Source organism: Bacillus cihuensis (assembly GCF_000504145.1).
GTDB lineage: Bacteria > Bacillota > Bacilli > Bacillales > DSM-1321 > Peribacillus > Peribacillus huizhouensis.
In genome coordinates, this window is sequence record NZ_AYSD01000010.1 from 741,120 (window position 1) to 766,304 (window position 25,185).

Annotated in this window: 24 protein-coding genes and 1 riboswitch; of the genes, 21 read left to right on the forward strand and 3 right to left on the reverse strand. The window is 37.7% G+C overall.

From position 1 onward, the window contains the following. Window positions 1-271: 271 nt before the first annotated feature. From V179_RS0103305 to V179_RS0103380, 16 genes are all read left to right on the forward strand, one after another. Window positions 272-1,564, forward strand: coding sequence for a CitMHS family transporter (locus tag V179_RS0103305; RefSeq protein ID WP_028390268.1), 1,293 nt, complete (start codon window positions 272-274; stop codon window positions 1,562-1,564). A gap of 553 nt (window positions 1,565-2,117) precedes the next feature. Continuing rightward, on the forward strand, window positions 2,118-3,200 hold the full coding sequence (locus V179_RS0103310; RefSeq protein WP_034300428.1) for an AbrB family transcriptional regulator: 1,083 nt from the start codon (window positions 2,118-2,120) through the stop codon (window positions 3,198-3,200). Window positions 3,201-3,501: 301 nt separating this feature from the next. Beyond that, a riboswitch (SAM riboswitch) is annotated at window positions 3,502-3,606 on the forward strand. Between the two features lie 73 nt (window positions 3,607-3,679). After that, window positions 3,680-4,903 (forward strand): 2,3-diketo-5-methylthiopentyl-1-phosphate enolase, encoded by a 1,224-nt coding sequence (locus V179_RS0103315; protein ID WP_028390270.1) that lies wholly within the window; start codon window positions 3,680-3,682, stop codon window positions 4,901-4,903. After that, a complete protein-coding gene (locus V179_RS0103320; RefSeq protein WP_200868653.1) occupies window positions 4,873-5,583 on the forward strand; it encodes a 2-hydroxy-3-keto-5-methylthiopentenyl-1-phosphate phosphatase in 711 nt (236 codons plus the stop codon). Before V179_RS0103315 ends, V179_RS0103320 begins: the two co-directional genes overlap by 31 nt. Beyond that, entirely contained in the window at window positions 5,580-6,221 is a 642-nt protein-coding gene (locus tag V179_RS0103325) for a methylthioribulose 1-phosphate dehydratase (RefSeq protein WP_028390272.1), read from the forward strand. Before V179_RS0103320 ends, V179_RS0103325 begins: the two co-directional genes overlap by 4 nt. A gap of 49 nt (window positions 6,222-6,270) precedes the next feature. Beyond that, window positions 6,271-6,801 (forward strand): 1,2-dihydroxy-3-keto-5-methylthiopentene dioxygenase, encoded by a 531-nt coding sequence (locus V179_RS0103330; RefSeq protein WP_028390273.1) that lies wholly within the window; start codon window positions 6,271-6,273, stop codon window positions 6,799-6,801. Between the two features lie 81 nt (window positions 6,802-6,882). Continuing rightward, window positions 6,883-8,166, forward strand: a complete 1,284-nt coding sequence (gene mtnK, locus V179_RS26960; RefSeq protein WP_051404808.1) for an S-methyl-5-thioribose kinase — start codon at window positions 6,883-6,885, stop codon at window positions 8,164-8,166. Then, window positions 8,123-9,190 (forward strand): S-methyl-5-thioribose-1-phosphate isomerase, encoded by a 1,068-nt coding sequence (mtnA, locus tag V179_RS0103340; protein ID WP_028390274.1) that lies wholly within the window; start codon window positions 8,123-8,125, stop codon window positions 9,188-9,190. Before mtnK ends, mtnA begins: the two co-directional genes overlap by 44 nt. Window positions 9,191-9,327: 137 nt before the next feature. Continuing rightward, on the forward strand, window positions 9,328-9,600 hold the full coding sequence (locus V179_RS0103345; RefSeq protein WP_028390275.1) for a nuclease-related domain-containing protein: 273 nt from the start codon (window positions 9,328-9,330) through the stop codon (window positions 9,598-9,600). Window positions 9,601-9,771: 171 nt separating this feature from the next. After that, the gene (locus V179_RS0103350; RefSeq protein ID WP_028390276.1) at window positions 9,772-10,494 is read left to right on the forward strand and encodes an NERD domain-containing protein; all 723 of its coding nucleotides are present in this window, start codon (window positions 9,772-9,774) and stop codon (window positions 10,492-10,494) included. Window positions 10,495-10,617: 123 nt separating this feature from the next. Then, window positions 10,618-11,313 carry a pseudouridine synthase gene (locus V179_RS0103355; RefSeq protein WP_028390277.1) on the forward strand — a complete coding sequence of 232 codons (696 nt, stop codon included), beginning with the start codon at window positions 10,618-10,620 and terminating at the stop codon, window positions 11,311-11,313. Between the two features lie 203 nt (window positions 11,314-11,516). After that, entirely contained in the window at window positions 11,517-11,747 is a 231-nt protein-coding gene (locus V179_RS0103360; RefSeq protein WP_028390278.1) for an excisionase family DNA-binding protein, read from the forward strand. Window positions 11,748-11,765: 18 nt separating this feature from the next. Beyond that, a complete protein-coding gene (locus V179_RS0103365) occupies window positions 11,766-12,389 on the forward strand; it encodes an exonuclease domain-containing protein (protein WP_028390279.1) in 624 nt (207 codons plus the stop codon). Window positions 12,390-12,498: 109 nt separating this feature from the next. Continuing rightward, on the forward strand, window positions 12,499-13,533 hold the full coding sequence (locus V179_RS0103370) for an AI-2E family transporter (RefSeq protein ID WP_034300435.1): 1,035 nt from the start codon (window positions 12,499-12,501) through the stop codon (window positions 13,531-13,533). Between the two features lie 277 nt (window positions 13,534-13,810). Further along, window positions 13,811-14,386 carry a hypothetical protein gene (locus V179_RS0103375; protein ID WP_028390281.1) on the forward strand — a complete coding sequence of 192 codons (576 nt, stop codon included), beginning with the start codon at window positions 13,811-13,813 and terminating at the stop codon, window positions 14,384-14,386. Between the two features lie 182 nt (window positions 14,387-14,568). Continuing rightward, window positions 14,569-15,477 carry an HD domain-containing phosphohydrolase gene (locus tag V179_RS0103380; RefSeq protein ID WP_028390282.1) on the forward strand — a complete coding sequence of 303 codons (909 nt, stop codon included), beginning with the start codon at window positions 14,569-14,571 and terminating at the stop codon, window positions 15,475-15,477. Between the two features lie 9 nt (window positions 15,478-15,486). On the opposite strand, the gene cdaS is transcribed toward V179_RS0103380, so the two are convergent. From cdaS to V179_RS0103395, 3 genes are all read right to left on the reverse strand, one after another. Beyond that, window positions 15,487-16,098, reverse strand: a complete 612-nt coding sequence (gene cdaS / locus V179_RS0103385; protein WP_028390283.1) for a sporulation-specific diadenylate cyclase CdaS — start codon at window positions 16,096-16,098, stop codon at window positions 15,487-15,489. A gap of 351 nt (window positions 16,099-16,449) precedes the next feature. Beyond that, window positions 16,450-16,956 carry a DUF3189 family protein gene (locus V179_RS0103390; RefSeq protein WP_028390284.1) on the reverse strand — a complete coding sequence of 169 codons (507 nt, stop codon included), beginning with the start codon at window positions 16,954-16,956 and terminating at the stop codon, window positions 16,450-16,452. A gap of 151 nt (window positions 16,957-17,107) precedes the next feature. Further along, window positions 17,108-18,520 (reverse strand): FMN-binding glutamate synthase family protein, encoded by a 1,413-nt coding sequence (locus V179_RS0103395; RefSeq protein WP_028390285.1) that lies wholly within the window; start codon window positions 18,518-18,520, stop codon window positions 17,108-17,110. A gap of 462 nt (window positions 18,521-18,982) precedes the next feature. On the opposite strand from V179_RS0103395, the gene V179_RS0103400 reads away from it, so the two are divergent. The 5 genes from V179_RS0103400 (at window position 18,983) to V179_RS0103420 (ending at window position 24,875) form a co-directional block, all read left to right on the forward strand. Continuing rightward, complete coding sequence (locus tag V179_RS0103400; protein WP_034300273.1) at window positions 18,983-20,560, forward strand: spore germination protein; 1,578 nt, start codon at window positions 18,983-18,985, stop codon at window positions 20,558-20,560. Window positions 20,561-20,608: 48 nt separating this feature from the next. Further along, window positions 20,609-21,799: a Ger(x)C family spore germination protein gene (locus V179_RS0103405; RefSeq protein ID WP_034300276.1), complete on the forward strand. Its 1,191-nt coding sequence runs from the start codon at window positions 20,609-20,611 to the stop codon at window positions 21,797-21,799. Next, entirely contained in the window at window positions 21,796-22,017 is a 222-nt protein-coding gene (locus V179_RS0103410; RefSeq protein ID WP_028390288.1) for a hypothetical protein, read from the forward strand. Before V179_RS0103405 ends, V179_RS0103410 begins: the two co-directional genes overlap by 4 nt. 55 nt (window positions 22,018-22,072) lie before the next feature. Next, on the forward strand, window positions 22,073-23,167 hold the full coding sequence (locus V179_RS0103415; RefSeq protein ID WP_028390289.1) for a GerAB/ArcD/ProY family transporter: 1,095 nt from the start codon (window positions 22,073-22,075) through the stop codon (window positions 23,165-23,167). Between the two features lie 607 nt (window positions 23,168-23,774). Further along, window positions 23,775-24,875 (forward strand): GerAB/ArcD/ProY family transporter, encoded by a 1,101-nt coding sequence (locus tag V179_RS0103420; protein WP_028390290.1) that lies wholly within the window; start codon window positions 23,775-23,777, stop codon window positions 24,873-24,875. Window positions 24,876-25,185: the final 310 nt, after the last annotated feature.

Below are 25,185 nucleotides of genomic sequence, written 5' to 3' on the forward strand. Positions count from 1 at the left end.
CAAAATTCCCATTCCGCACCGTCATCATTGTAATTAGGCGAGTGTAGCGTGCTTCATGATATATCCTTCATGGTAAAGTGTGCTGTTTAACGCTGGATTCGTTTTGTGTAAAAGAACGAATCCTTAAGTATTCACGGATAGCCAAAAACCAATCGTGAACAAAATGAACAAAATTTTCACAATTATTTTAAAACACTTTAATTTGCAAACGCTTACAACGAAGAGAGCATAGAGTACAATTTATCTATATATAAGATTAGGAGTGATAAATATGCTCGCTTTACTTGGATATATGATGATAATTGTATTTATGATTTTAATAATGACAGGGAGACTTTCAGCTATGATTGCTCTCATTGTCGTGCCAATTGTATTTGCACTCATAGGTGGTTTCGGGAGTGAGATGGGTCCAATGGCGTTAGAGGGAATCAAAAGTGTTGCTCCAACGGGAATCATGATATTATTTGCGATTTTATTCTTTGGTGTTTTGATTGATGCTGGAGTTTTTGACCCAATAATTAAGACAATTCTTAAGTTGGTAAAAGGAGATCCTGTAAAAATTGCCATAGGGACAGCTATTTTGGCTCTGCTAATTTCACTGGATGGAGATGGAACGACCACATATATGATTACAATTTCTGCAATGCTTCCCCTTTATAAAAGGATTGGCATGAGACCACTTCTCTTAGCAGGGATTGCTGTTTCCGCTTCAGGCGTTATGAATCTACTACCTTGGGGAGGGCCGACAGCAAGGGTGATGACCGCATTGAACCTTGAAATGTCAGACGTATTCACACCTGTTATTCCTTCTATGATTGGCGGTGTTCTATTCGTTTTGTTCATGGCTTATTGTCTCGGGAAAAAAGAAAGAAAAAGAATTGGTGTCATAGAGTTTGACTATCAGGGAGTAGCTCAACAAGCGGCTACAACTGAGGAATTGTATGTAAAACGCCCTAAATTAATTGTATTTAACTATGCTTTAACGATTACCTTATTAGTAGCACTAATCATGGAATTACTGCCATCAGCCGTTTTGTTCATGATTGGTTTTGCCATAGCCATAACGATAAATTATCCGAAATTGAGTGACCAAAAAGAACGTGTAGCAAATTATGCTGATAATGCTTTATCTGTTGTTTCGATGATTTTTGCCGCTGGAATTTTCACTGGAATTCTTGCAGGAACGGAAATGGTGGATGCTATGGCAAATTCGATGATTCAGCATATTCCAGATGTTATGGGTTCGCACTTTGCTGTAATCACGGCAGTTATTAGTGCGCCGTTTACGTTCTTCATGTCCAATGATGCCTTTTACTACGGAGTACTTCCATTACTAGCTAAGGCTGGAGCTGCTTATGGAATCGACCCAGCTTTGATTGGAAGAGCTTCTCTTTTAGGATTGCCTGTTCATTTATTAAGTCCTCTTGTTCCTTCTACCTATCTATTGGTCGGGATGGTTGGAGAAGATTTTGGAGCATTACAGCGTTCCTTCTTGAAGTGGGCATGTGGTTCAACAGCTGTCATGATTATTGTAGCTATTGTATTAGGAATCATCCCTTTTTAAACTCGCGAAAGATATAAAAGGGGACTTTTAGACGTTTTTGTGCAGTAGCTTACACTTTTCATACTATTAAATTTTTCAGATGTGCCTAACGTGTATCTTACAGAAAGCAAGTTTTCTGTATATACACGTCTTTTTGTCTATTGCGAAATGCTTTCTCTTGCTTTAACGGAAAGTCAAGACTTCCCCCTCAAGGCTTAGAGGAATTGAAAAAGCGTAGGTGGGGGATGCCCGTAAAAGCCCAATCGGGTTTGTAGTGTCGCTTTACCCACACTGTGTGGAGGTTTTAGCGACACTAGAACGGGACTACAATCAGTGGAGGATGAAGAAAAACCCCCATTGATTGAAGTTCCACTTTATTGGTACTTGTTCAAACTGGAGAGTGCTTCAAGATAATAGTGCTTTGGCAAGTTCGAAACAATTACGGAGCTAATATAATCTTTACTTATGGTTAGTCATATCAAAATTATATTTTATTTATAACTGTCCATTCATTATAATTATTCATATAGAGAGCGGAAAGAAGGACGATGTAAAATTGAATAAAAATATATGGATGTTTATTGTTCTAAGTAGCGCAGGTGGTTTTTTACTTTCGTTGACAGGTCTGTCGATCGGATGGATGCTTGGAACATTACTCTTCGCTGCACTCATTTCTTTCGTATCACCAAATTTTCTAGGGACGAAAGGTCTACCGAAATACTGGCTAAATATAGGGCAGTGTATTTTAGGTATTGAACTAGGTCAAAAAATTAATCTATCTGTTCTTACAGTCTTTCAGCAACATTGGATTGTTATTATAGTCATGCTACTGCTTTCAATTATGTTTTCATTACTTTCAGGTTTGGCACTTTGGAAATTTAGCGAAACTAATATGCTGACTAGTTTTTTCGGTACGGCACCGGGTGGACTATCGGCTATGCCAGGAATGGCTGAGGAAGTCGGTGCCAACACAGCGGTCGTTAGTATTATCCAAACGATGCGTGTTTTTCTTGTTATTTTAATTATTCCGATTGTCGTGTCCTTATTGGTGGTAATTCCGACGGCACCGGTTATCGTACAATCGCCAGGCGCTGTTTTTGAAATCCATCACTTATTATGGAGTCTGGTGCTTGCTGTCGTTGCCTATGGGGGATATCATGTAGGTAAATATTTGAAATTTCCGGCTCCTTGGCTCCTTGGAAGCATGGTTGGAGTCGCCGTTGTTCAATCCATCACATCTACCACTACTGGACACGATATGATTGCCTTCTGGCCACATAGTATCATGGTCGTATCGCAGATTTTAATTGCCGTATCGATTGGCTCCCGTTTTCGCAAAGAAATGTTTATTGGTTTAAAACAAACATTAGTTGTTGCCTTCATCAGTACGATCATGTTAATCGTAGCGATGTTTGCGTGTGCTTATTTTGTTTCAGAAATCACAGGAATGGCGTTTATGACCACAGCCCTTGCGTTCGCACCGGGTGGCGTTGCGGAGATGGCGACAACAGCAGTCGTACTAGATGCTGATTCCACATTTGTAGTGGCTGTGCAGGTGCTCCGAATTATCGTAGTTTGTCTCGTGATGCCGCCAATTTTCAAATTGCTGCATAAGTGGGAAAATCAAAAAAGTGTTCATACACATATCTCAGCATAAGTTTATTAGTAAGGTAATAGACGGATAAATAAGGCAGTGGGAATTCATTTACTAAAATCCTGTAAGCAGGTATTTAACTAATTTTATCCCGCATTAACGGAAGTCAAAGCCCCTATCTCAAGGCTTAGAGGAATCGAAGAAGCTAATGTGTGTGGGGGGCTACTGTCCGTAAAGCCTGATTGAAGTTTCACTTTAACTAGTAATCAAAATATAAAAATAATTTAAAATACATTGACAGTAATCATGCAAAATGGCATAATTTATACGAAATTACATTAAACTTAAATTTTTTATATACAAAATCTTATCAAGAGCAGGTGGAGGGACAAGCCCGATGATACCCGGCAACCGACTTATTTTTAAGCACGGTGCTAATTCTTGCAGCAGAAATGCTGATAGATAAGAAGTTGTTTTTTATTCGGAAACCTCTTCTTATTGAAGGGGTTTTTTATATTTTTTAAAAGGAAGAAGTGGCGAAAATGAGCGAAGTAACAGCTGTGTACAGCATAATATCTGATTCATCAAGCTTGGAAAAAAAAGCCGAAGAAATAGCGCTTGGTCTAACGGTTGGTTCTTGGACGAACCTGCCGCTGCTCGAACAAGAACAATTAAAAAATCATAAAGGTCGAGTTGTCACGGTCAAAGAAGTGGATGAAGAGAAGGTATCTGGAAAAAACGTTGGCGAACTTCACATTGCTTTTCCAGCGGCTAATTTTTCAAAAGATATTCCTGCTATCCTGACGACAACTTTCGGAAAATTATCTCTAGATGGAGAAATTAAATTAGTAGATTTAAAGTTTGATCAAGACCTTTTAAGCCATTTTCCAGGACCTCGTTTTGGAATTGCAGGCATTCGCGAAAAGCTTCAAGTCTTTGATCGTCCTTTAATTATGAGTATTTTCAAGGGAGTGATTGGGAGGGATTTAGATTATCTGCTCAACCAATTACGAGAACAGGCATTGGGTGGTGTTGACCTAGTGAAGGACGATGAAATCCTCTTTGAAAACCCTCTCACTCCTCTTGAAAAAAGAGTAACAGAAGGAAAGAAAGTACTTGATCAAGTGTATGAAGAAACTGGTCATAGAACGTTATATGCCGTGAATTTAACAGGAAGAACGTTCGAATTAAGGGATCGAGCTAGAAAAGCAAGAGATTTAGGAGCGGATGTTTTGTTATTTAACGTTTTTGCTTATGGTCTTGATGTCTTACAAAGTTTACGAGAAGATGAGGAAATTGCTCTTCCAATTATGGCTCACCCTGCCGTTAGCGGTGCGTTCACTTCATCAGAAAAATATGGGCTTTCTCATGCCTTACTGTTAGGGAAATTGGAAAGATTGGCAGGAGCGGACTTTTCCTTGTTTCCTTCACCATACGGCAGTGTAGCTTTGGACAGAGATAAGGTGATAGCGATAAAAGAGGAGCTAATAAAGAAAACACAGATTAAATCGGTATTTCCTGTACCATCAGCTGGGATTCACCCAGGTCTCGTACCTTTATTGATCCAAGATTTCGGAAAGGATTGTGTCATTAATGCAGGTGGAGGCGTTCATGGACATCCACAAGGAGCGCAGGGTGGTGGTAAGGCGTTTCATCAAGCAATTGAATTGGTGCTTTCTGGGGATGCGTTTTCAGAAGAAACTGCTGCATTTGAACTTCAGGAGGCAGTCCGGCTATGGGGCTGGAAGGATGTGGTTGCGAAGTGAATAATCCAATCATTTTTTGTGACTTTGATGGTACGGTAACAAAGAAAGACAATATTGTTAGTATAATGAAGCAATTTGCTCCACCAGAATGGGAGATGTGGAAGGATCATGTTTTATCTCGTTCGGTCAGTATCCAAGAAGGGGTAGGCAACATGTTTCGTCTCCTTCCAACTTCACTAAAACAGGAGATTACTAAGTTTGTTTTAGAAAATAGTGAGATTCGCGAAGGGTTTAGTGAATTTGTTCAATATACGAAAAAGCAACAGATCCCCCTTTATATCGTAAGTGGAGGGATGGATTTTTTTGTTAGACCAATTCTCGCCCCGTTTGACTCTATTGCCGGGGTGTTTTGTAATCAGGCTGATTTCTTAGGTGAAACGATTCAAATACAATGGCCACATCCTTGTGATCAGACATGTACGAATCAAAATTGCGGCTGTTGCAAACCTGCGATAATCCGACAACTATCGAATGCCAAGACGCATGCAATAGTCATTGGCGATTCTGTAACAGATTTGGAAGCTGCGAAAATTTCTCATACTGTCATAGCAAGAGATTATTTAGCTGAAAAATGCGGAGAGTTTTCGATTCCATTTCAACCTTTTGATACGTTTTATGATTGCATAGACATTTTAGAGAAATTACAAATAAGTAGTCAAACGAAGGGGGTTGGAAAATGAGTGTGTTACTTACTCGTCATCATGAGCTTATGGAGATAAAAGCTGAATTGGCCGAGAGAGATTGGTTTATGGGCACGAGCGGTAATTTAGCGATTAAAGTACAAAATGATCCATTGCAATTTCTTGTCACGGCAAGCGGGAAAGATAAACGAAAAAAAACAAATGAAGACTTTCTGCTTGTGGATGGTGATGGAAATCCTGTCGGAAGCACGAATGTGAAGCCTTCTTTTGAGACGCTGCTGCATTGTGAAATATACAAAAGAACGGATGCCGGCTGCAGTCTCCATGTTCATACAGTAGCGAACAATGTGATTTCTGAATTGTATGGCGACGTGGGGAAAGTGGTTTTTCAAGGTCAGGAGCTAATAAAGGCATTTGACCGGTGGGATGAGAATGCAGAGTTAATCATTCCAATCATCCGGAACTATGCGGATATTCCTAGATTAGCAGCAACCTTTGCTTCCTTTGCGAATGAAAATAAAGGAGCCGTGTTGATTCGTAATCACGGAATCACTGCATGGGGGAAAGATGGCTTTGAAGCTAAAAAAATTCTCGAAGCCTGTGAGTTTTTATTTCAGTATCAGCTCACATTACTTCAGGCAAAAGCCGGACTTTATGGAGCAAGACACTTGACTTAAAAAGTCTAATAAGTTCGATTTATCTAATAAATTTTTAGGAGGAAATATGATGACAACGATTGTTATTCAAGGAACTAATGAAGTAATTGATAACCAAGAGGAAGTAATTGCATTTTTGCAAGAACAAGGCGTGATTTATGAATCATGGGATATTTCAAAATTACCAGTTCACTTACAAGAGAAGTATGTGTTAAGTGATGAAGAAAAACAAGAGATATTAACAGTTTTCCAACCTGAAATTACGGATATCGCAAACAGAAGAGGCTACAAGGCTTGGGACGTTATTTCACTTGCAGAGCATACGCCAAATCTTGACGAGTTATTAAAGAATTTCCAGCGTGAGCATCACCATACAGATGATGAAGTACGATTTATCGTGAGTGGGCATGGCGTTTTTATTATTCAAGGAAAAAATGGCCCGTTTTTTGAGGTTCACTTACATCCTGGAGACCTCATTTCTGTTCCTGTCGGGGTTCGTCATTACTTCACGTTAGATGACGATCGCAGAGTAGTTGCCATACGAGTTTTTGTCACAGCAGAAGGTTGGGTGCCTGTTTACGAGGAAGAAGCTGCACGTTAAATTATCATAATATTTAAAGTAGTCATATTACTAGTTTCAAATAATTTTTCATTGAGTGTGGCTGTTTAGGAGGGGGTTTATATGAAGGACTTTACGACTAGCTATTTTACGATGAATGAACAAGATGTCGTAGATTATGTGCAAAGTAATCTGGATTTCTTTGCACATAATGCCGAGCTTGAATGTCGTGAAATTGGCGATGGGAACTTAAATTATGTGTTTAGAGTAGTTGAGCCAAAGAGTGGTAGATCTATTATTATTAAACAAGCGGGACCGGTAGCCCGTATTTCTGATAGTTTTAAAGTTTCTCCTGACCGCAATCGGATTGAAAGTGAACTATTGAAACTTCATGACGAACTGGCTCCAGGTTTTGTTCCCATTTTCTATTCGTATGATCCTATTATGAATTGCTGTGTAATGGAGGACTTATCGGATCATGAAATTATGCGAACAGCACTTTTGAGTTATAAAAAATTCCCGTTATTTGCGGAGCATATAAGTACATTTTTAGCTAATACATTATTGCTAACATCGGATGTTGTAATGGGACATAAGGAAAAGAAAGAATTAGTGAAGAAATTTATTAATCCAGAGTTGTGTGAAATAACTGAGGATTTAGTCTATACAGAACCATTCTACGATTGTGAGCAAAATGATGTATTTGAAGGGACAAAAGAATTTATTCGAGATCATATATGGAATGATAAACAACTAGGACTAGAAACGGCCAAGTTGAAGTTCGAGTTTATGACGAATACCCAGTCATTGCTTCATGGTGATCTCCATACCGGATCTATTTTTATCAAGGAAAATTCCACGAAGATTATTGATCCTGAATTTGCCTTTTATGGTCCAGCTGGCTATGATGTCGGCAATGTAGTGGCTAATCTAATTTTTGCTTATGTGAATGCTAGTTTCACAATCGTAGATGAATCGAAACGAGAAGAATATTTGGGTTATTTGGAACAAACAATTGAGGATGTTATTCGATTGTTTCAAGAAAAGTTTTTACAGTTGTGGGATGAAAAAGTAGCAGAAAAAACAGCGATGGTACCAGGCTTTAAAGAGACATATGTAAATTCCATTATGAATGATGCAGCAGCCGTTACTGGTCTTGAGCTATGCAGAAGAATTATTGGGATTGCTCATGTTAAAGATATTACATCCATATCGAATTCGAACGACCGTGTTCAAGCAGAAAAAATTTGCTTAACAGTAGGAAAGACCTTTATTCTCGAGCGGTCCCAAATCAAAACAGGTGAAGACTTCGTTAAGGTCTTGCTAGAAAGTGTTCAAAAAGTTAAGGAGGCAAACAACAACGATGACATCACCAGTAGAAACGATACAATCGGTGCAGCTCAATGAAGAAGATGAGCTGATTCTTTTAGACCAAACTCTCTTGCCAATTAAAAAAGTTTTTTTACATCTTTCCACCATTAAAGAAATTTGGGATGCCATTTATCATTTAAAAGTACGGGGAGCACCAGCAATAGGAATTGCCGCTGCATATGGAATTTATTTAGAAACAAAAAAATCTAAGGCAGTTACATTTACAGGGTTATATGATGATTTTCAAAAAAACAAACAATATTTAGCTTCTTCCCGTCCGACAGCAGTTAATTTATTTTGGGCACTGAATCGAATGGAAGAACGTTTGCTAAAAGAAACAGAAAAAAGTATAACGGAAATAAAAAACGCACTTAAGGAAGAAGCGGAAAAGATTCGAATGGAAGATGAGCTTGTGTGTCGTTCGATTGGCGAGCATGCTCTTTCTCTATTAAAACCCGGATTTGGAATTCTAACCCACTGCAATGCAGGAACAATAGCGACCGCCAAATATGGTACGGCGCTGGCACCTATTTATTTAGGAAAGGAACAGGGGTATGAGTTCAAAGTTTTTGCAGATGAAACAAGACCCCTCCTGCAAGGTGCTCGATTAACTGCATGGGAATTGCAAGAAGCGGGAGTAGATGTAACTTTAATTTGTGATAATATGGCTTCAATTGTTATGAAGGAAGGAAAAGTTCAGGCTGTGTTAGTAGGCTGTGATCGAGTAGCTGCTAACGGTGATACAGCTAATAAAATAGGTACATCTGGCTTGGCGATTTTAGCTAAGCATTATCAGATTCCGTTTTATGTATGCGCCCCGCTCTCTACAGTTGATATCGAGTGTGACACGGGAGATGACATCCCGATCGAGCTTCGAAATCCAGATGAAATAACAAAGTCATGGTATGAAAAGCCAATGGCACCTGAAAATGTGAAAGCATACAATCCAGCCTTTGATGTAACCGACCATGAACTGATTACTGGGATTGTTACCGAAAAAGGAATTGCTTATCCTCCGTATAAAGATAGTTTAATAAATTTGGTGAAACAGGTAAGATAAACAAAGTGAAACTTCAATCAGTGGGGGACATCTTCATTCCGATTAATTGAAGTTTCGCTTTTTTAAAAGGAAATGAAATTGGGGAATTATTTCAAAAAGCAGGAAAACAAATATTTGATGTAGATAGACGTGTTGAATTGATTTTAAAAAAAAGACAACTACCGCTGATTGTGCAAAAATTAGATGCTTTAGTAAGAAGATTGCCAGAAAATCATCCGAAAAGACCGCTAGTAGAAAAGGATTTGGCGAAACGACTGGCAGGTTATCGTGGCGAAAAGGCTGTTGATTACCATTTAACAGAAGTTTCGAATAAACTATCCCTCATATTACATGACCTCCGCTTGAAGGCTAGCACCCACTATTTCCAACTTGATACCATTATTCTCACGCAATCATTTATCCCGCATTAACGGGCAGTAAAACCCCGATTGGTGAGATACAGTGAAACTTACCGCTGTGATCTTCAGCGGTTTAGTTGAACCAATCGGGTTTATACTGTCGATTGATCGAAGCGAAAGCGAAGATCTTAGCGACAGTAGAACGGGACTAACAATCAGTGGGGGATGAAAAAAAACCACTGATTGAAGTATCACTTTATCCTTTTACTTGAAATTAAAAATATATCAGGTACCTTGTATTTTGATGAAAATTTTCAACAAATGATTCGAACATATAATGAAAAGGAAACCGCATTTCCAGATCCATTCCTACAAATCCAGCGTCAGGAAAAACAGTTGACCAACAGGCTGATAGAACATATGTCTGTTTTGCCAATTAAATCGTATATCATCATCAGCAATCCAGCTACTATCATTAAAACGTCATCTCACAATTACCGGATTAAAGATCAAATCATCCATGCAGCTAATCTACTGAATAAATGGGCCGATCTGGAACGGATATATCATGAAGAAAAAGCCGAATGGAAAGAGATGAAAAAACTTGCCCGATCTTTTATGAAAAAAGATACGCCACTTGTAATGGATGTATTGGGAAATTACTCGGTACCGATCTCCGATGTTCTTACAGGTGTTTTCTGTTCTACATGCTCATATTCAATAATGGAACGGAAAAAGGGTAGTTGGTATTGTCCATTATGTTTAACGAAAGAGAAGGACGCGCATATACAGGCACTCCAAGATTACAATCTCCTCATCGGTTCCTCAATTAAAAATAGTCAATGTCGTGTTTATCTAAATCTATCTTCTGATTCAATTGCACGCAAACTGCTGATTTCAATGAGTGTACCATTTTCAGGATTAAATAAAGGAAGGGTTTATCATTTGAACAATGAGAATGGCTGATATAATAGTAAAACGGCTGATATTTATGTGAAATGCCTGATATAATAAAAAATCGGCCGATATATGTTCAGAAACGGCTGATATATGTTAAAAAGGTCCTGATTAGGGGGAATTTACTCTGAAATGAGAATTAATAAATATATAAGTGAAACGGGTTTCTGTTCAAGACGGGAAACGGATCGATTAATTGCTGCAAAGAGAATTACGATTAACGATGTAGTTTGTGAGCCAGGAGATACGGTAGCTCCAGGTGATATCGTGTTGATTGATGGAAAGGCTATACCGCAAAAAGAAGATCCGGTCTATCTTTTGCTGAATAAACCAATCGGTATTACTTGTACTGCTGCACCCGATGTAGCAGGTAATATTATTGAATACGTCAACTATCCGATAAGGATTTTTGCAGTAGGAAGATTGGATAAGGCATCAGAAGGCTTGATTCTCTTAACGAATGATGGCGGTATCGTGAATAAGATGATGCGCTCGGAACATGCCCATGAGAAGGAATACTTGGTCAGAGTTAATCGGATCATTACAAACGATTTTATTAAAAAAATGGCTAGTGGTGTCGAAATTCTAGGCGTTAAGACGAAGCCATGTGAAGTAACACGAATGAATGATTATGAGTTTAAAATCATTCTTACACAAGGACTTAACCGGCAAATACGGAGAATGTCCAAGGCGCTTGGATATAAAGTAACGAAGCTTGAACGGATACGAATTATGAATCTTACATTAACTGGATTAGAGCGCGGGGACTATCGTGAGCTAACAAACGAAGAGCTGAAGCAGCTACTTGCAAGTTTACATGAAGGGTGAAAAATAAAACAGAGGTGAACGCCAATGCTTATTTTGAAAAAGAATAATAGTTACATTTGTCTGCTTAAACTAAGAGAGGGCATAAAATGACCTATAAAAGATAGCGAGTTTTCGATTTTCCAGAAAGTTTTTGTTCAAAATATTTAGTCCTACTCTATAATTTTTAGTATAGTAGTAATATAGAAAATTAAGAGGTGAAGGCCATGTATTTAACGATTAAAGAGACAGCTGAATATTTATCAATGCCTGAATCTTATATTGAAAGTTTGATTTCGCAAAATAAAATTCGAACCGTACATGACGGTCAGCAATATTTAATATATAAGGATCAGTTCAAGACTCATTTCGAACAGCTTGAGACATACAAAAAACAGTATGAGGAATATTTGAGTGAACCGATCCATGAGGATTTGGATATTAAGGACGAAGATTAAATACGAGGGGGGTCTAGTTTGAGCATTCAAAAAAAGGTAGGTTTGGTTCTAGATGTCGAGACGACTGGGTTAAGTCCAAATGAAGATGAAATGATTGAGCTTGCCATGAAGCTGTTTTCTTTTAATGAGTTAACAGGGGAAGTCTTGGAAGTGATTGATGAAGACACCTTCCTTAGGGAGCCCATGTCTACGAGTGCAAGGCGGAACTACGATTATGCTTATGAAGTCCACGGAATCCCGTTCGAGCTGGTCCGTGGAAAAAGTTTTTATGATGTAAAGATTAAGACATACTTTAATCATGCAAATGCAGTTTTTGCCCATAATGCATCGTTTGATCGCAGTTTTTTAGTTCGAATGTATCCGGATGTTAATGAACTGAAGTGGTACTGCACAATGAGAGGTGTCGCCTGGAAAGATTATGGCATGTATAACAGTAAGTTATTGACATTATTGAAACATCACTCTATTTCGGACTTTCAATCTCATAGAGCAATGGATGACATTACATATTTACTAGAACTTATCAAAAAACAGAATCCTTACGGTGACTTATATTTGCAGGAAATACTTAAACGCGGGCCGATGCGAAAATACAAGCCTGCTGCTAAACAAGTAAAACGGAAATCAGCTTTTAACATATAATCGAATTGTACTACATACAGTTCTAAATCCATAAAATGTGTAAAAAATATGAAAATGGAAAAACTAGTAAGCACCGTAGAGATAAGGAGATAGATAAGTGAATGAAGTAATGAATTTTTTAAAAAGTAAAGGTTTTACCAGGTTCTTAACATTATTAATATTGATTATTGTGCTCTATAGTATGGGAAGTATGGTAAATCTCGTCTTATTTACGTTTATCTTTACTTTTCTTATGGGGCGTCTTCAAAACCTTTTGTCAGCCTATGCAAATAAATACGTAAGAATAAACCCTAAGCTGATTCTAGCCGTATTATACACATTATTTGTACTTGCGCTCGCCTATGTGCTTTACAAATATCTGCCTGTCATATCAATGCAAATTTCCGAATTAATTAGCCAAATTTTTCATTTTTATCAGCACCCACCAGATAACCAAGTGATTCGCTATATAAAAGATATCATTAATAGTCCTGACTCGTCTTTTGATATTCCGAAGCAATTCAATGCCCTATACGGTTATTTATCTGGAATAGGTTCACTCGCCATTCAAGTACTTATCTCCATCATTTTAAGCTTATTTATATTGCTTGAAAAAGATAAAATAATCCGCTTCACTTCAAAATTTAAGTATGGGAAGTTCGGCGAGTTTTTCGTAAATCTTGAACACTTTGGGAAAAAATTTACGAATTCGTTTGGAAAAGTTATTGAAGTACAATTTTTGATTGCGATAACGAATTCCGTTCTGTCTGTTTTGTTTTTATGGATTCTAGGTTTTCCGCAGTTACTGGGGCTAGGAATTATGATATTCTTTCTTGGTTTAATCCCGGTAGCAGGTGTAATTATTTCCTTAATTCCTCTTTGCATGATCGCCTATAGCATTGGGGACCTTTCAAAGGTTATCGCGGTTCTAGTGATGATTGCTGTAATTCATGCAATTGAAGCTTATGTTCTTAATCCTAAGTTCATGTCAGTCAAGACAAACTTACCTACATTTTTCACTCTAGCCGTATTGCTTTTATCTGAACATTTCCTTGGTGCTTGGGGATTGATCATTGGGATCCCAATCTTTATCTTTGTGATTGATATGCTGGAAATACCAAAAAATATCGAAAAACCAAACGTTAAGGAAAACAGAGTCAAATGAAAAAAGGATCGTATCAAGTGGATTTCCGTCTACTTGATACGATCCTTTTTCAATGATCCAGTAATTAAAATGAGTTCTAGGTGAGTAGGTAAGTGATCTGGGGCTTATCTTCATCTATTGATTTTCGCTAGCATTCAAAAATAATCATAGTTCCCCTCCTTTTACTACAAAAATGTAGAAAAATGTCCAAATACCAGATATAATGGGAATTAATACTAATAAATGTCGAGAGCAATTGTTAAGCTCGTCATGAAAAATTTCAACAGGGGGAACAAAAATGTTAAAAAGAAGTGTAAGCGTATTGCTATTCTTATTATCATTAACTGTCGGAACCAGTGTTTTTGCAGCAGAAACAGATAATGAAAATGTAGAAAAGGCATTGCGTATCATTGATGAAACGAACGCGGTAATCGATGCGGAAATTGTCCAAGCGCAAAATTCTGCTGGAGTACTTCAAGACGCATATTTCGCTGATATACAATCAATAGAAGGTACAGAAGCGATTATTGCATTAAGAAGTGAATTAATAAATCTTGAAAAGGCACTGAAATTTGCAACGGAAGAAAGTGAGATTGCTAGTCTTTCAGAGCAAGTAGCTACATTAACAGCTGAAGTTACTAGTCTTGAGGCAGTACTTAGTGAACAATCATCAGAGTTTGCAGAGCTCACGCTTACATACAACGAATCATTGAATTTAATTATCCATGATGTCGACGTGCTGACTAGAGAACTATCTGCTGAAGGAATTGCAAAAGCCGCTGAATTAGGCGTCAAAGCAGAATGTGTTTGGAAATATGTAAATTTCGCTCATAAGTGGGCATGGATTGATCCGATTCAAGTGGTTGGATCATAAATTTGTCTTGAGTTTATCCTTCGTAGTGGAGTAAAATTAAACAAGTGGGTGTCCCAAAAGTAAAGGGTTAGACCCCGCAACAACTAAAGACAGTATACGAAACACAACATACTGATTTAGAGTGCGAGGTTAGACTCTTATGGGGACACCCTCTATTTTTGTTTTTGAAAGGATGAACAATTGTGGAAGGTCTTAGATTAATGAAAGAGGGCTCATATATCGGACAAGTGACGAATAATTCCACGATTATTAGTCTTTTAGAGAGTAATAGTAATGTTGAAGTTATGTTACAAACCGTTTTTAAAGATCGCGTATTTTATCTTTATCCAAGTGATAATCCAAAAGTATTTGAATTTATCTACATTTTGTCAGGGCAAATAGAGTATGTAGAGAATGGAAGAAAAACGAATCTAAAAAAGAATGATTATTTTTCAGCAAAAAATATTAAAAAGCCTATTTTATTTGAAGCTAAAACAGATGTGAGTTATTTATGGATTATAACTGAGCCTACATTTCATCACATAAGTGAAGACATTGAAAACTTAAGAAAACTTGTCTTAAATGTGGAATCTAAAGACAAATATACATATAATCATGGAATAAGAGTAGCAAATTACTCTGTGAAAATTGCTAGTAAATTGAATTTTTCTAAAGATCAAATGAAAGATTTATATTTAGCTGCTGAACTTCATGACATAGGAAAGATCAATATCCCGCTTGAAATTTTACAGAAACCTGGCAAGCTGACGAAGGAAGAATTTGATATTATTAAGAAGCATTCCAAAGATGGTGCTGACATAGTCAGTGAGACAAGTTATAAGTATTTAGCCGATATCATTGAGCAGCATCACGAACGGTTAAATGGCTCAGGCTATCCAAACGCTCTTAAGGAAGATGAAATCCTTTTGCCAGCTAAAATTATTGGTGTTGCCGATACGTTTGATGCGATGACAGAGGATCGCGCATATCGTAAAGCTTTCTCTGCCCAATTTGCAATGGAAGAAATTAAAGGGTTAACCGGAACCCATTATGATATCAATGTCGTAGAGGCATTGGAATCTGTCCTAAAAGAAGAAGGAAAAATAGAATAAGGCCTTATATTAGATGATGCTTGTACTTAGCGGGTAAAACTCACCATCGAGAGCGAAGGAAATTTTCCCTGTTTCTTCAGATACAACAAGAATTACTGCATCACATTGTTCGGACAATCCTAAAGCGGCACGATGTCTTGTACCCATTTTCTTATCTCCAACCTGTTGTTTTGTTAAAGGAAGGATGTTGGCAGCTGAGAAAATTTCATTACCGCGAATAAGGACAGCCCCATCATGTAACGGATTTCCAGGATAAAAGATGGTAGCTAATAATTGTGGTGTCAGTTCAGCACGAATCATCGTTCCTTTTTGGATGAAACGATCTACAGCGATTGATCGTTCAATAACAATAAGAGCCCCGTGACGAATCAAGGAAAGTTGTTGAATACTTCTTGAAATATCTTCATACTTTGCTGTGTATTCAGATAAATAACAATTCATATAAAAGCCAGCTGCACTTGATTGTACTTGAACAAATCGATTTTTAATCTCCTCAAAGCTCCCCAATATACAATTACTTTCCTTTTGAAGTAAGCTCAATGATTTCTCGAGTTGCTTAATAATTCCCTTAATATCTGCTTCAATGCTTTGTTTCATCGGTGAAAAATCACATGTATTCATCGTTCTTCAATCTCCTTTCTTTTTATTTTAGCTTGATCAAATTATAGGTATTTATGTGCTTCGTTGCTGTTTTAATATAGTACTAATAAATTTTCTAGTGGGGGAAGTGTTTCTTGTAAGAGCTAATATATAGGGAATATGCTTATCCACATCTATAAATATCTGATAATAGGGAATAGTCTAACTTATCCACATTACCCACAAACTTATCCAATAATTACGTAAAAAGGAAGTGGATAACTCTTTGTGCTTTTCAATAGTTGTTTAAATAATCAGAATTTTTATTCACAGTATCCACAAAGTTGTGGATAACTTTTCCTATATATACCAGTTTTAGGTTGGGATAGCTCATTAGCTAAAACTCTTATTTTCTAAAATAACAGTCTTAGTTTTTGCTAAATGTCCTGCTTGTTTCGTGTAATTTACCAATTGAATAATATTAGGATAGCATTGCTTTGCTCCTAAGACTAATAATGGGACACCGATACGATCTATTTTTAGTCGCCTGGAAAATAGCCCTCCCATTGTCATCGCAAATGGTACGGTATGGGAAGTGTTGGAAAAAATAATTTTTTCATCTCCCTGATATACATCCTGCAATATTTCACCTAAGTTTTTTAGTGCTGGGACGACAAGCTTATCATTCTTTCGGCCCAGGGTATAGACAGAATTATCCTCTTCATCTACCCCATGAAAAATGATTCTGCCCATATCGCGGTTAGTTAATTTATTAAAAAAATCAACATTTAGTATTTCTGCTTTTGTTAATGTTCGATCAGTAGGTAATTTGTTTAAATGATATGCTGCCGCAAGTGCTGTACTATGTGTGCCGGCATAATCATTATAGATAAATATCATGATTTCACCCTTTTTCAAAACTTCGATATCTTATTAGAATCTCCATTAATACTTGCTCTATCCAAAATGACTAAGGGCTTATTGGCAGCGAGGTATTGTCCAATTCGCAATAGAAAATCACTGCGTTTACTATCTTGTTGATTGCTCATACTTATTTATTTTCTTGTTTGCCTTTCCAAGGTTCAAAGGAAAATGGAATGCCAATCATTTTAGCCGTTAGTTCGTCATAAGATACGATATCGTTTTTAGACAACTCTTGTAAAGAGCGTTTTCCCATTGCTCTTAGTGCGATTTTCATTTCTTCTATACTCGCTGTTAAAAATTTTTCTGCAGCTTTTACTCCTTCATCTACATTAAATTTGTCTTTGAATTTACCTTGATTCCAAACGATTTGTGTAGGCGGTTCAAATGGAAGTGCCTTCAATGTTTGACTGTGCGCAACAGCAAATAATAACGTAGAGCCTAAATATACTGCATCAGCACCAAGGGCAAGTACTTTTAAAAAATGACCTGGTACTAAAAGCCCTCCTGAAATAATTAAACTTATTTGTCCTTTCATGTTTCTTTTTTCTAAATGATTGGCAGCCCGGACAACTGCATGTAATGTTGGTATGCCGAAGTCATCTGATAAAATAGGCGGGGCGCCGTGTGTGGCTGCTTGTCCTCCATCAATCGCAATATAATCAACCCCAATCTCAATCAAATGATCAATATCTTCTTCAATTTTTCCACCTGCACCGATTTTTACACCAATTGGAACACCACCAGTTATGTCACGAAGTTCCAAGACAAGTTCTTTTAAATCTGCTAGTGTTTGATTTTCAAAAAAATGTTCAAAAATGACTCCATCTTCGTTTTCTTTAAGTCCCATAATTTCACGAGCGCGGCCTGTTAAATTTTTGGGAGATATTTTCCCGCCCATCCCGAGTAATGCTCCTTGCCCAAGTTTAATTTCAATCATGTCAGCACGCTGAATAAGTTCTTCTTCTTTGGACCATTCTGTTTTGGAAAATTGCAAAATATACTTTCCTGCAGTATCTAATTCTTCAGGTAAGATGCCTCCTTCTCCAGAGTTAATCGCAGTTCCTACATTTTTAGCTGCTCCTGCTAACGATAGTCTTACTTGTTCACTTAGAGCGATTCCATAGGCCATGCCGCTGATCATGAGTGGGATTTTTATCTTTAGCGGTTTTTTTGCTTTTGGACCAATGGTTGTGCTCACATCAACTTCTTCTTTACCATCAATAGGAAACGGTGTCGTTTGTGCAGGAATAAAGGTAATTGGATCTAAATGGGGCCATTTTTTTGAAGAACCTAATGGGCGGTGAAGAAGATCGCCTGTTTCTGCACGTAAGCTATTTTCAAACACATTTTGTATGCCCATATGGCGAATACCAGGCATCAACTCGATAATATTTTCTTGATAACTATCTGTTAAAATGATTTTCCCCGTCTTTTTCACAATTTGTTTTATGATCCATCGCCAACCAATGAGCATAACTAAAATGAAAACAAATATTACGGCTATCATTGCAAAAGTAAAATAATATAAAAGGTTCGACATATCAATTCTCCACGATCAACTTAAATTTTATATATCACAATAAATATCATATCCCCATACAGGAAATTTATGTATTGGAGTGAGAGTTAATATTCCGATACGAATTTTTTCCCTTTTAAAAAGGCTGTTTTCGCATACTTTGTTGCTTTTCAATTATATTTACACGAACAACCTGGGGTGATTTCCGTTGCAGGTACTCGCTTTCCGCGGGCGGTCTAAAGAAGCCACCTCAATGCTGTGCACTTGTGGGGTCTCCCTCAACACGCTTTTCTAAACAGGAGTCTCGCATATCCGTTCCAATCAACATCTGCTCGAATTTGTTTTTGCTAATAAAAATAATCTTTACGAAAGAGCCTTTAAAAATTTGTTTACACCAATTTTAGGATTACTTGTATAGAATCCCCTAAATGTAGAATTATAGAAAAAAGGAGATAGGGTCACCAGAAAAAGAGGGGGATCAACTTGATTCGTAATGTGAGTAGATTAGTAAGGAAAACTAAAGAAAAGAAACCTCATGTACAAAAGAATCACGACGATTCTAAGCCACAGGATACCCTTCGTAAAAATTATTATCAAAATGTCGAGACATTTCGCTCCGTTTACAATAATTGTTCTGATGTCATGTTCCGTCCATTCTTACTTTTCGGAAAAACGAAAGCAACAATTATTTATATTAAGGGTCTTACAAATATTGAAGGTATTGAAGAATATGTCCTTTCTCCACTCATGAATGAACCAAATAATGTGCCAAGTTCAATAAACGAGTTTCTTGAGAAAAAAATGCCCGTTTCTACAGTAATAAGAGTGAATATGCTGGCGGATTGCATCGAATCAATCTCTTCTGGGAATCCGATTCTTCTCATTGAAGGGCAGAGTGCGGGGTTTTCCTTAGGATTGGCCAAATGGGAAAAACGGGGGATTGAAGAACCGATTGCAGAAGGGGGAATCAGGGGGTCTCGAGAGGGATTTAATGAATCTTTAGAGATCAATACGTCTCAATTACGACGTATTATTAAAAGCCCTGCTCTTAAAATCCAATCAATGAAAATCGGGAATTATACGAAGACGACAGTTGCTGTAGCGTATATCGATGGACTTGTAGATCAAACATTAATTGAAGAGATAACGAATCGATTGAAGAAAATTGAAATAGACGGCATTTTAGAAAGTGGGTACATTGAGGAAATGATTGAGGACAATCCGTATTCACCATTCCCTCAGATTATGTCAACAGAACGGCCGGATATCGCCTGTGCTAATTTGTTGGAGGGGAGGGCCGTCATTATTGTAGAAGGTACTCCTTTTACTTTAATTGCACCCATATCCTTCTTTTCTTTGATTCAATCACATGAGGATTATTATCAACGCTTTATGGTGGGCACCTTTATTAGATGGTTACGTTTTGTCTTTCTTGGAATTTCTCTTTTGCTTCCTTCACTTTATGTTGCTATTTTGACCTTCCATCATGAGGCAGTACCAACATCGCTACTGCTTAGCATATCAGCGTCTCGAGAAGCGGTTCCTTTTCCTGCCATAGTAGAGGCGTTAATCATGGAGATTACGTTTGAGGCACTGAGAGAGGCTGGGGTTCGATTACCGAAGCAAATAGGCTCGGCTGTCAGCATTGTTGGAGCGCTTGTAATTGGCCAAGCGTCCGTTCAAGCAGGATTGGTTTCAGCACCGATGGTCATTGTGGTCGCAATTACGGGAATTGCTTCTTTCATGATGCCTCGTTATGTTGCAGGAATTGCGTTGAGGATGCTGCGATTTCCGATGATCCTACTTGCAGGTACATTAGGATTGCTCGGCATTATGATGGGCGTTATCGCTATAGTCATTCACTTATGCAGTTTACGCTCTTTCGGAATTCCCTATTTATCACCACTAGCACCATTAAAAGGCCGTGAGCTGAAAGATGTGTTATGGAGAGCTCCTTGGTGGATGATGGATACACGACCACGCCTCACTGGGGAATCTAACTTATACCGTCAGGCCCCAGAACAGGCACCCAATCCCAAAAGGGGAAGTGAAACGGAGTAAAAGTTGGAGTCGGGTTAAAAATTGGAGAAAGGAAAGGGGCGTCTCTTCATGAAGAACATCCTTCTTTTGATCTTAATATGCGGTGTAACCTTAATAGTAAGCGGTTGCTGGGATCGAGTGGAAGTTAATGATTTGGCCATTGTTACAGCTGCAGCCATCGATAAAAAAGATGACAATCAAATCGAACTATCTCTACAAGTGTTTATCCCTAAAGCATTAAGTGGAGGAGGCAGTGAAGGAGGGGGAGGTATGAGCGGAGGAGGAGCTGTTACAATGGTGGCTTCTCATAAAGGATCAAATATTTCAGATGCATTGTCCAAGCTTCAAAGTGAGTTTCCACGCAGAGTTTTTTGGGGACATTGTAAAGTGTTTATATTCGGCGAAAAGTTAGCAAAGGCAGGAATCCAAGAACATTTGGATTTTTTGCTCCGTCATCCGCAGCCAAGAGAGAGAGCGTATGTGTATGTCAGTGAAGGGAAAGCAAAGCCTATTCTCGAATTACTTGCTCCCCTTGAACGCTATTCGGCGGAAGGACTTCGGGAACTTTCTGATTTACATATCGGAATGAAGGTAACATTACAGGATTTAGATGAAAAGTTAATCGGTATTGTTCAAGCAGCCGCACTTCCAATAGTCGATATCCACCCCCCAGGGAAGGGGCAAGAGAAATTACAAGGAGAGCCTTACATTGCCGGAACAGCAGTGTTTAAAAAAGATAAAATGATAGGTAATCTGACGGAAAAAGAAACAAGAGGAATATTGTGGATAAGAAATGAAATAGAGGCATATACAGTTACCTTTAAACCAGGTGCTGAAAAAGGGGAGATATCAATAAATCCCATTAAGGCTTCTGTAAAGTTGGTTCCTGAAATTCGAAATAAGAAATGGATAATGGTTGTGAAGATTGATACAGAAGGAACTATAATCCAGAATGGAACGAATCTGAACCTTTCAAGTCCAAAATCAATAAAGGTTGTAGAAAAAGCGTTTGAAAAAGAAATAGAAAAGCGTATTGAACTAGCTTTTCAACAAACACAACAAGAGTTGAAAACCGATATTCTAGGTTTCGGTGAAGAGTTCTCACGTAAATATCCTGATAAATGGAAAAAAAACAAAGGTCGCTGGAATGAGATATTCCCCGAGATAGAATTAGAAACAGAAATAAAGGCTCATATTCGTAGACAGGGCTATATAACCAAACCAGGTGGAATGCCTGAAAAAGAGGTGAAAGAACAATGAGATGGGGAGTTTTTGTAAGTACAACGATCATCGTGGTACTTATCATTTTGTATGAATGGCCGAAAATGAAACAAAACCCTAAAAAAGACAAAGTGGCTTTTTTTACATTGCTCCTCATCGGCTTGGTGCTATCCATGTTCGATCTATCCCATATGGCAGGACCGACTACATGGCTTGAAACGCTTTTCAAGCCGTTTGGCGAGTTTATGGAAAAGTAATTGTATCAGTGGAGGCATCTTATTTTTTTATACTATCAAAGGAAGGAGGAAGACGATGGAGAAAGGTAAAATATCTGCGCTTCAGATGGCAATTATGATGTATCCAACGATTGTCGCTACTGCTATTCTTGGCGTGCCGAGCATTACAGCAAAATATGCCCAAAATGATTTATGGCTGGCCCCCATTTTCGCATCCTTCATTGGGTATGTGACGGTGTATATCGCCTATAAACTGCATAAACTTTACCCAAAACAATCGGTTATTCAATTTAGTGAATATATCATAGGTAGATTCCTAGGGAAAATTCTTGGTTTTTTATATTTATTTTTTTATATCCAGGTCACGGGAGAAATTATTAGAGAGTACGCGGAATTTATTGTCGATTCGTTTCTAGTTCGTACCCCAATTAGTGTTATCATGGCATCGATGGCATTCTTATGTGCTTTTATAGTATACGGAGGTATAGAAGTAATAGCGAGAGCAGCTCAATTGTTTTTTCCTCTTTTTGTCTTCCCGATTCTCATCTTAATCATTTTAGTATTGCCTGATTTTGAATTTAAGAATATATTCCCGATATTGGCGGATGGAATTTGGCCTCCAATGAAGGGGGCGATTGTGCCAGGTGGATGGTTCACGGAATTTTTTATGATCATTTTTCTCCTGCCTTTTATAAAAGATAGAAAAAAAGGTATGAAATATGGAATGATAACGGCATTTGCCGTAATGATGACGTTGGTTGTGGTGAATTTGGTCGTCCTATTTGTATTCGGTCCAGCAACAGCCTCAAAAGTGTATCCTCTGATGAACGTAGCACGATACATCAGTATCGCAGAATTTTTTGAACATTTTGAGTCTGTCGTCATGGCTATTTGGATAGTAGGAACGTTTATCAAAATATCAGTGTTTTATTATGTGACTGCATTAAGTACTGCACAATGGCTAAATCTTTCGGACTATCGTCCTATTGTATGGCCGATAGGGATTCTGTTAGTAGTATTCTGCTTTTGGTCAATTCCTAATACATTGGAAATAGAGCGTTTTAATATCGGGGTCTTCCCCCTATACGGATTTATCGTTCAAACGATTATTCCGTTGTTATTGGTGGTGATGGCAGTTTTCCGGAAAAGAAAAAGTAAAGAAACCGTATGACATAGTAGATATATTTAATTTAAAAATAAAAAATTGTTTGGAAAAAGAGTATAAAAAAGCATGTCAAGTTGACCGAATGCAAGATGATATGAAAGCTGACTATTTAGGAGCGGTGAAGGCTTAAATCGAAAAAGTGTACAATCATTAAGGCTCATGTTTGTAGACAGGGCTATATAAAAATCGGTGAATTGTTAGCAGAAATAAAGCAATTTTTACACTGCGTTCATCAACTGGCTACGATCCATATTCGATCTCGAAAGAATGTCCGACCACTTCATGGATGGACATTCTTTTAACCACCTTTTGGGTTTTTGGAAAAGTAATTGTATTAGTAAATGGCATGATTTCGCTTATATATTATTATAAGGCTGTTTTCACATACTTTGTTGCTTTTCAATCATTTTTACACTAATAACCCGGGTTGATTTCCGTTGTAGAGGCGGTCTCAGAAGCCTCCTCAGTGCTTTGCACTTGCGGGGTCTCCCTCAACACGCTTTTCCCGCAGGAGTCTCGCACCTGTAACGAAGATCAACATCTGTTCGAATTGGTTTCTTGCTAAAAACAACAATCTTTACGAAAAGAGCCTATTATAAAAAGGAGGAAGAAGATGGAGAAAGGTAAAATTTCAGCTCTTCAGATGGCAATCATAATGTATCCAACGATTGTAGCTTCTGCCATTCTTGGTGTGCCGAGCATTACTGCGAAATATGCTAAAACGGATTTATGGCTGTCCCCTATCTTCGCATCCTTCATCGGGTATGTGACGGTGTACATCGCCTATAAACTGCATAAACTTTATCCAAAACAAACGGTTATCCAATTTAGTGAACTTATCATAGGTAGGTTTCTTGGGAAAATTCTTGGTTTATTATTTTTATTTTTTTATATCAAGTCCGCGGGAGAAATTCTTAGAGAGTACGCAGAATTTATTGTCGATTCGTTTCTAGTTCGTACCCCAATTATCGTTATCATGGTATTAATGGTATTCTTATGTGCTTATATTGTATACGGCGGTTTAGAAGTAATAGCGAGAGCAGCTCAAATATTTTTTCCTCTTTTTGTCTTCCCGCTTCTCATCTTAATCATTTTAGTATTACCTGATTTCCAATTTAAGAATATATTCCCAATATTAGGGGATGGAATTTGGCCTCCAATGAAGGGGGCGATTGTGCCAGGTGGATGGTTCACGGAATTTTTTATGATTATTTTTCTCTTACCTTTTTTAATGGATAAAAAAAGGGGAATGAAATATGGAATGATAACGGCATTTGCCGTAATGATGACGTTGGTTGTGGTGAATCTGGTCGTCCTATTTGTACTCGGTCCAGCAACATCCTCAAAGGTTTATCCGCTGATGAACGTAGCAAGATACATCAGTATCGCGGAATTTTTTGAACATTTTGAGTCTGTTGTCATGGCTATTTGGATAGTAGGAACGTTTATCAAAATATCAGTGTTTTATTATGTGGCTACTTTAGGCACTACACAATGGCTAAATCTTTCCGAATATCGTCCTATTGTATGGCCATTAGGGATTCTGTTAGTAGTATTCGGCTTTTGGTCGATACCTAATACAATGGAAATAGAACGTAATAGTGTTGGAGTCTTCCCGCTTTTGGGAGTAATCGTTCAAACAATTATTCCGCTGTTTTTGTTGGTGATAGCTGTCTTACGGAAAAGAAAACTTAAAAAAACTAAATCTAGCTGATTTTATACATCTAATGGTTGTTAGATGGTGTGGAGTCTGAGTTTAGGTTCAGTTGTTAGAGGAAAGTTTTGAATTTAGATGCGCTCAATATACGAAGAACTTAAGATTAAGTATTATATTTTCGATATGACACTATGGGACTCGAATTGAGCGCGATACGTATGTGATATTATTTTGCAATATATATCAATCAACTTATTGAAAAAAGGATGATTGTTACTACTTTGTGAACGTTATTGCAAAAGTGGATTGGAGGTAGTATGATGAAGATATAGAAAGTTAGTGAAAACATTCACAAATAAACTTCTAG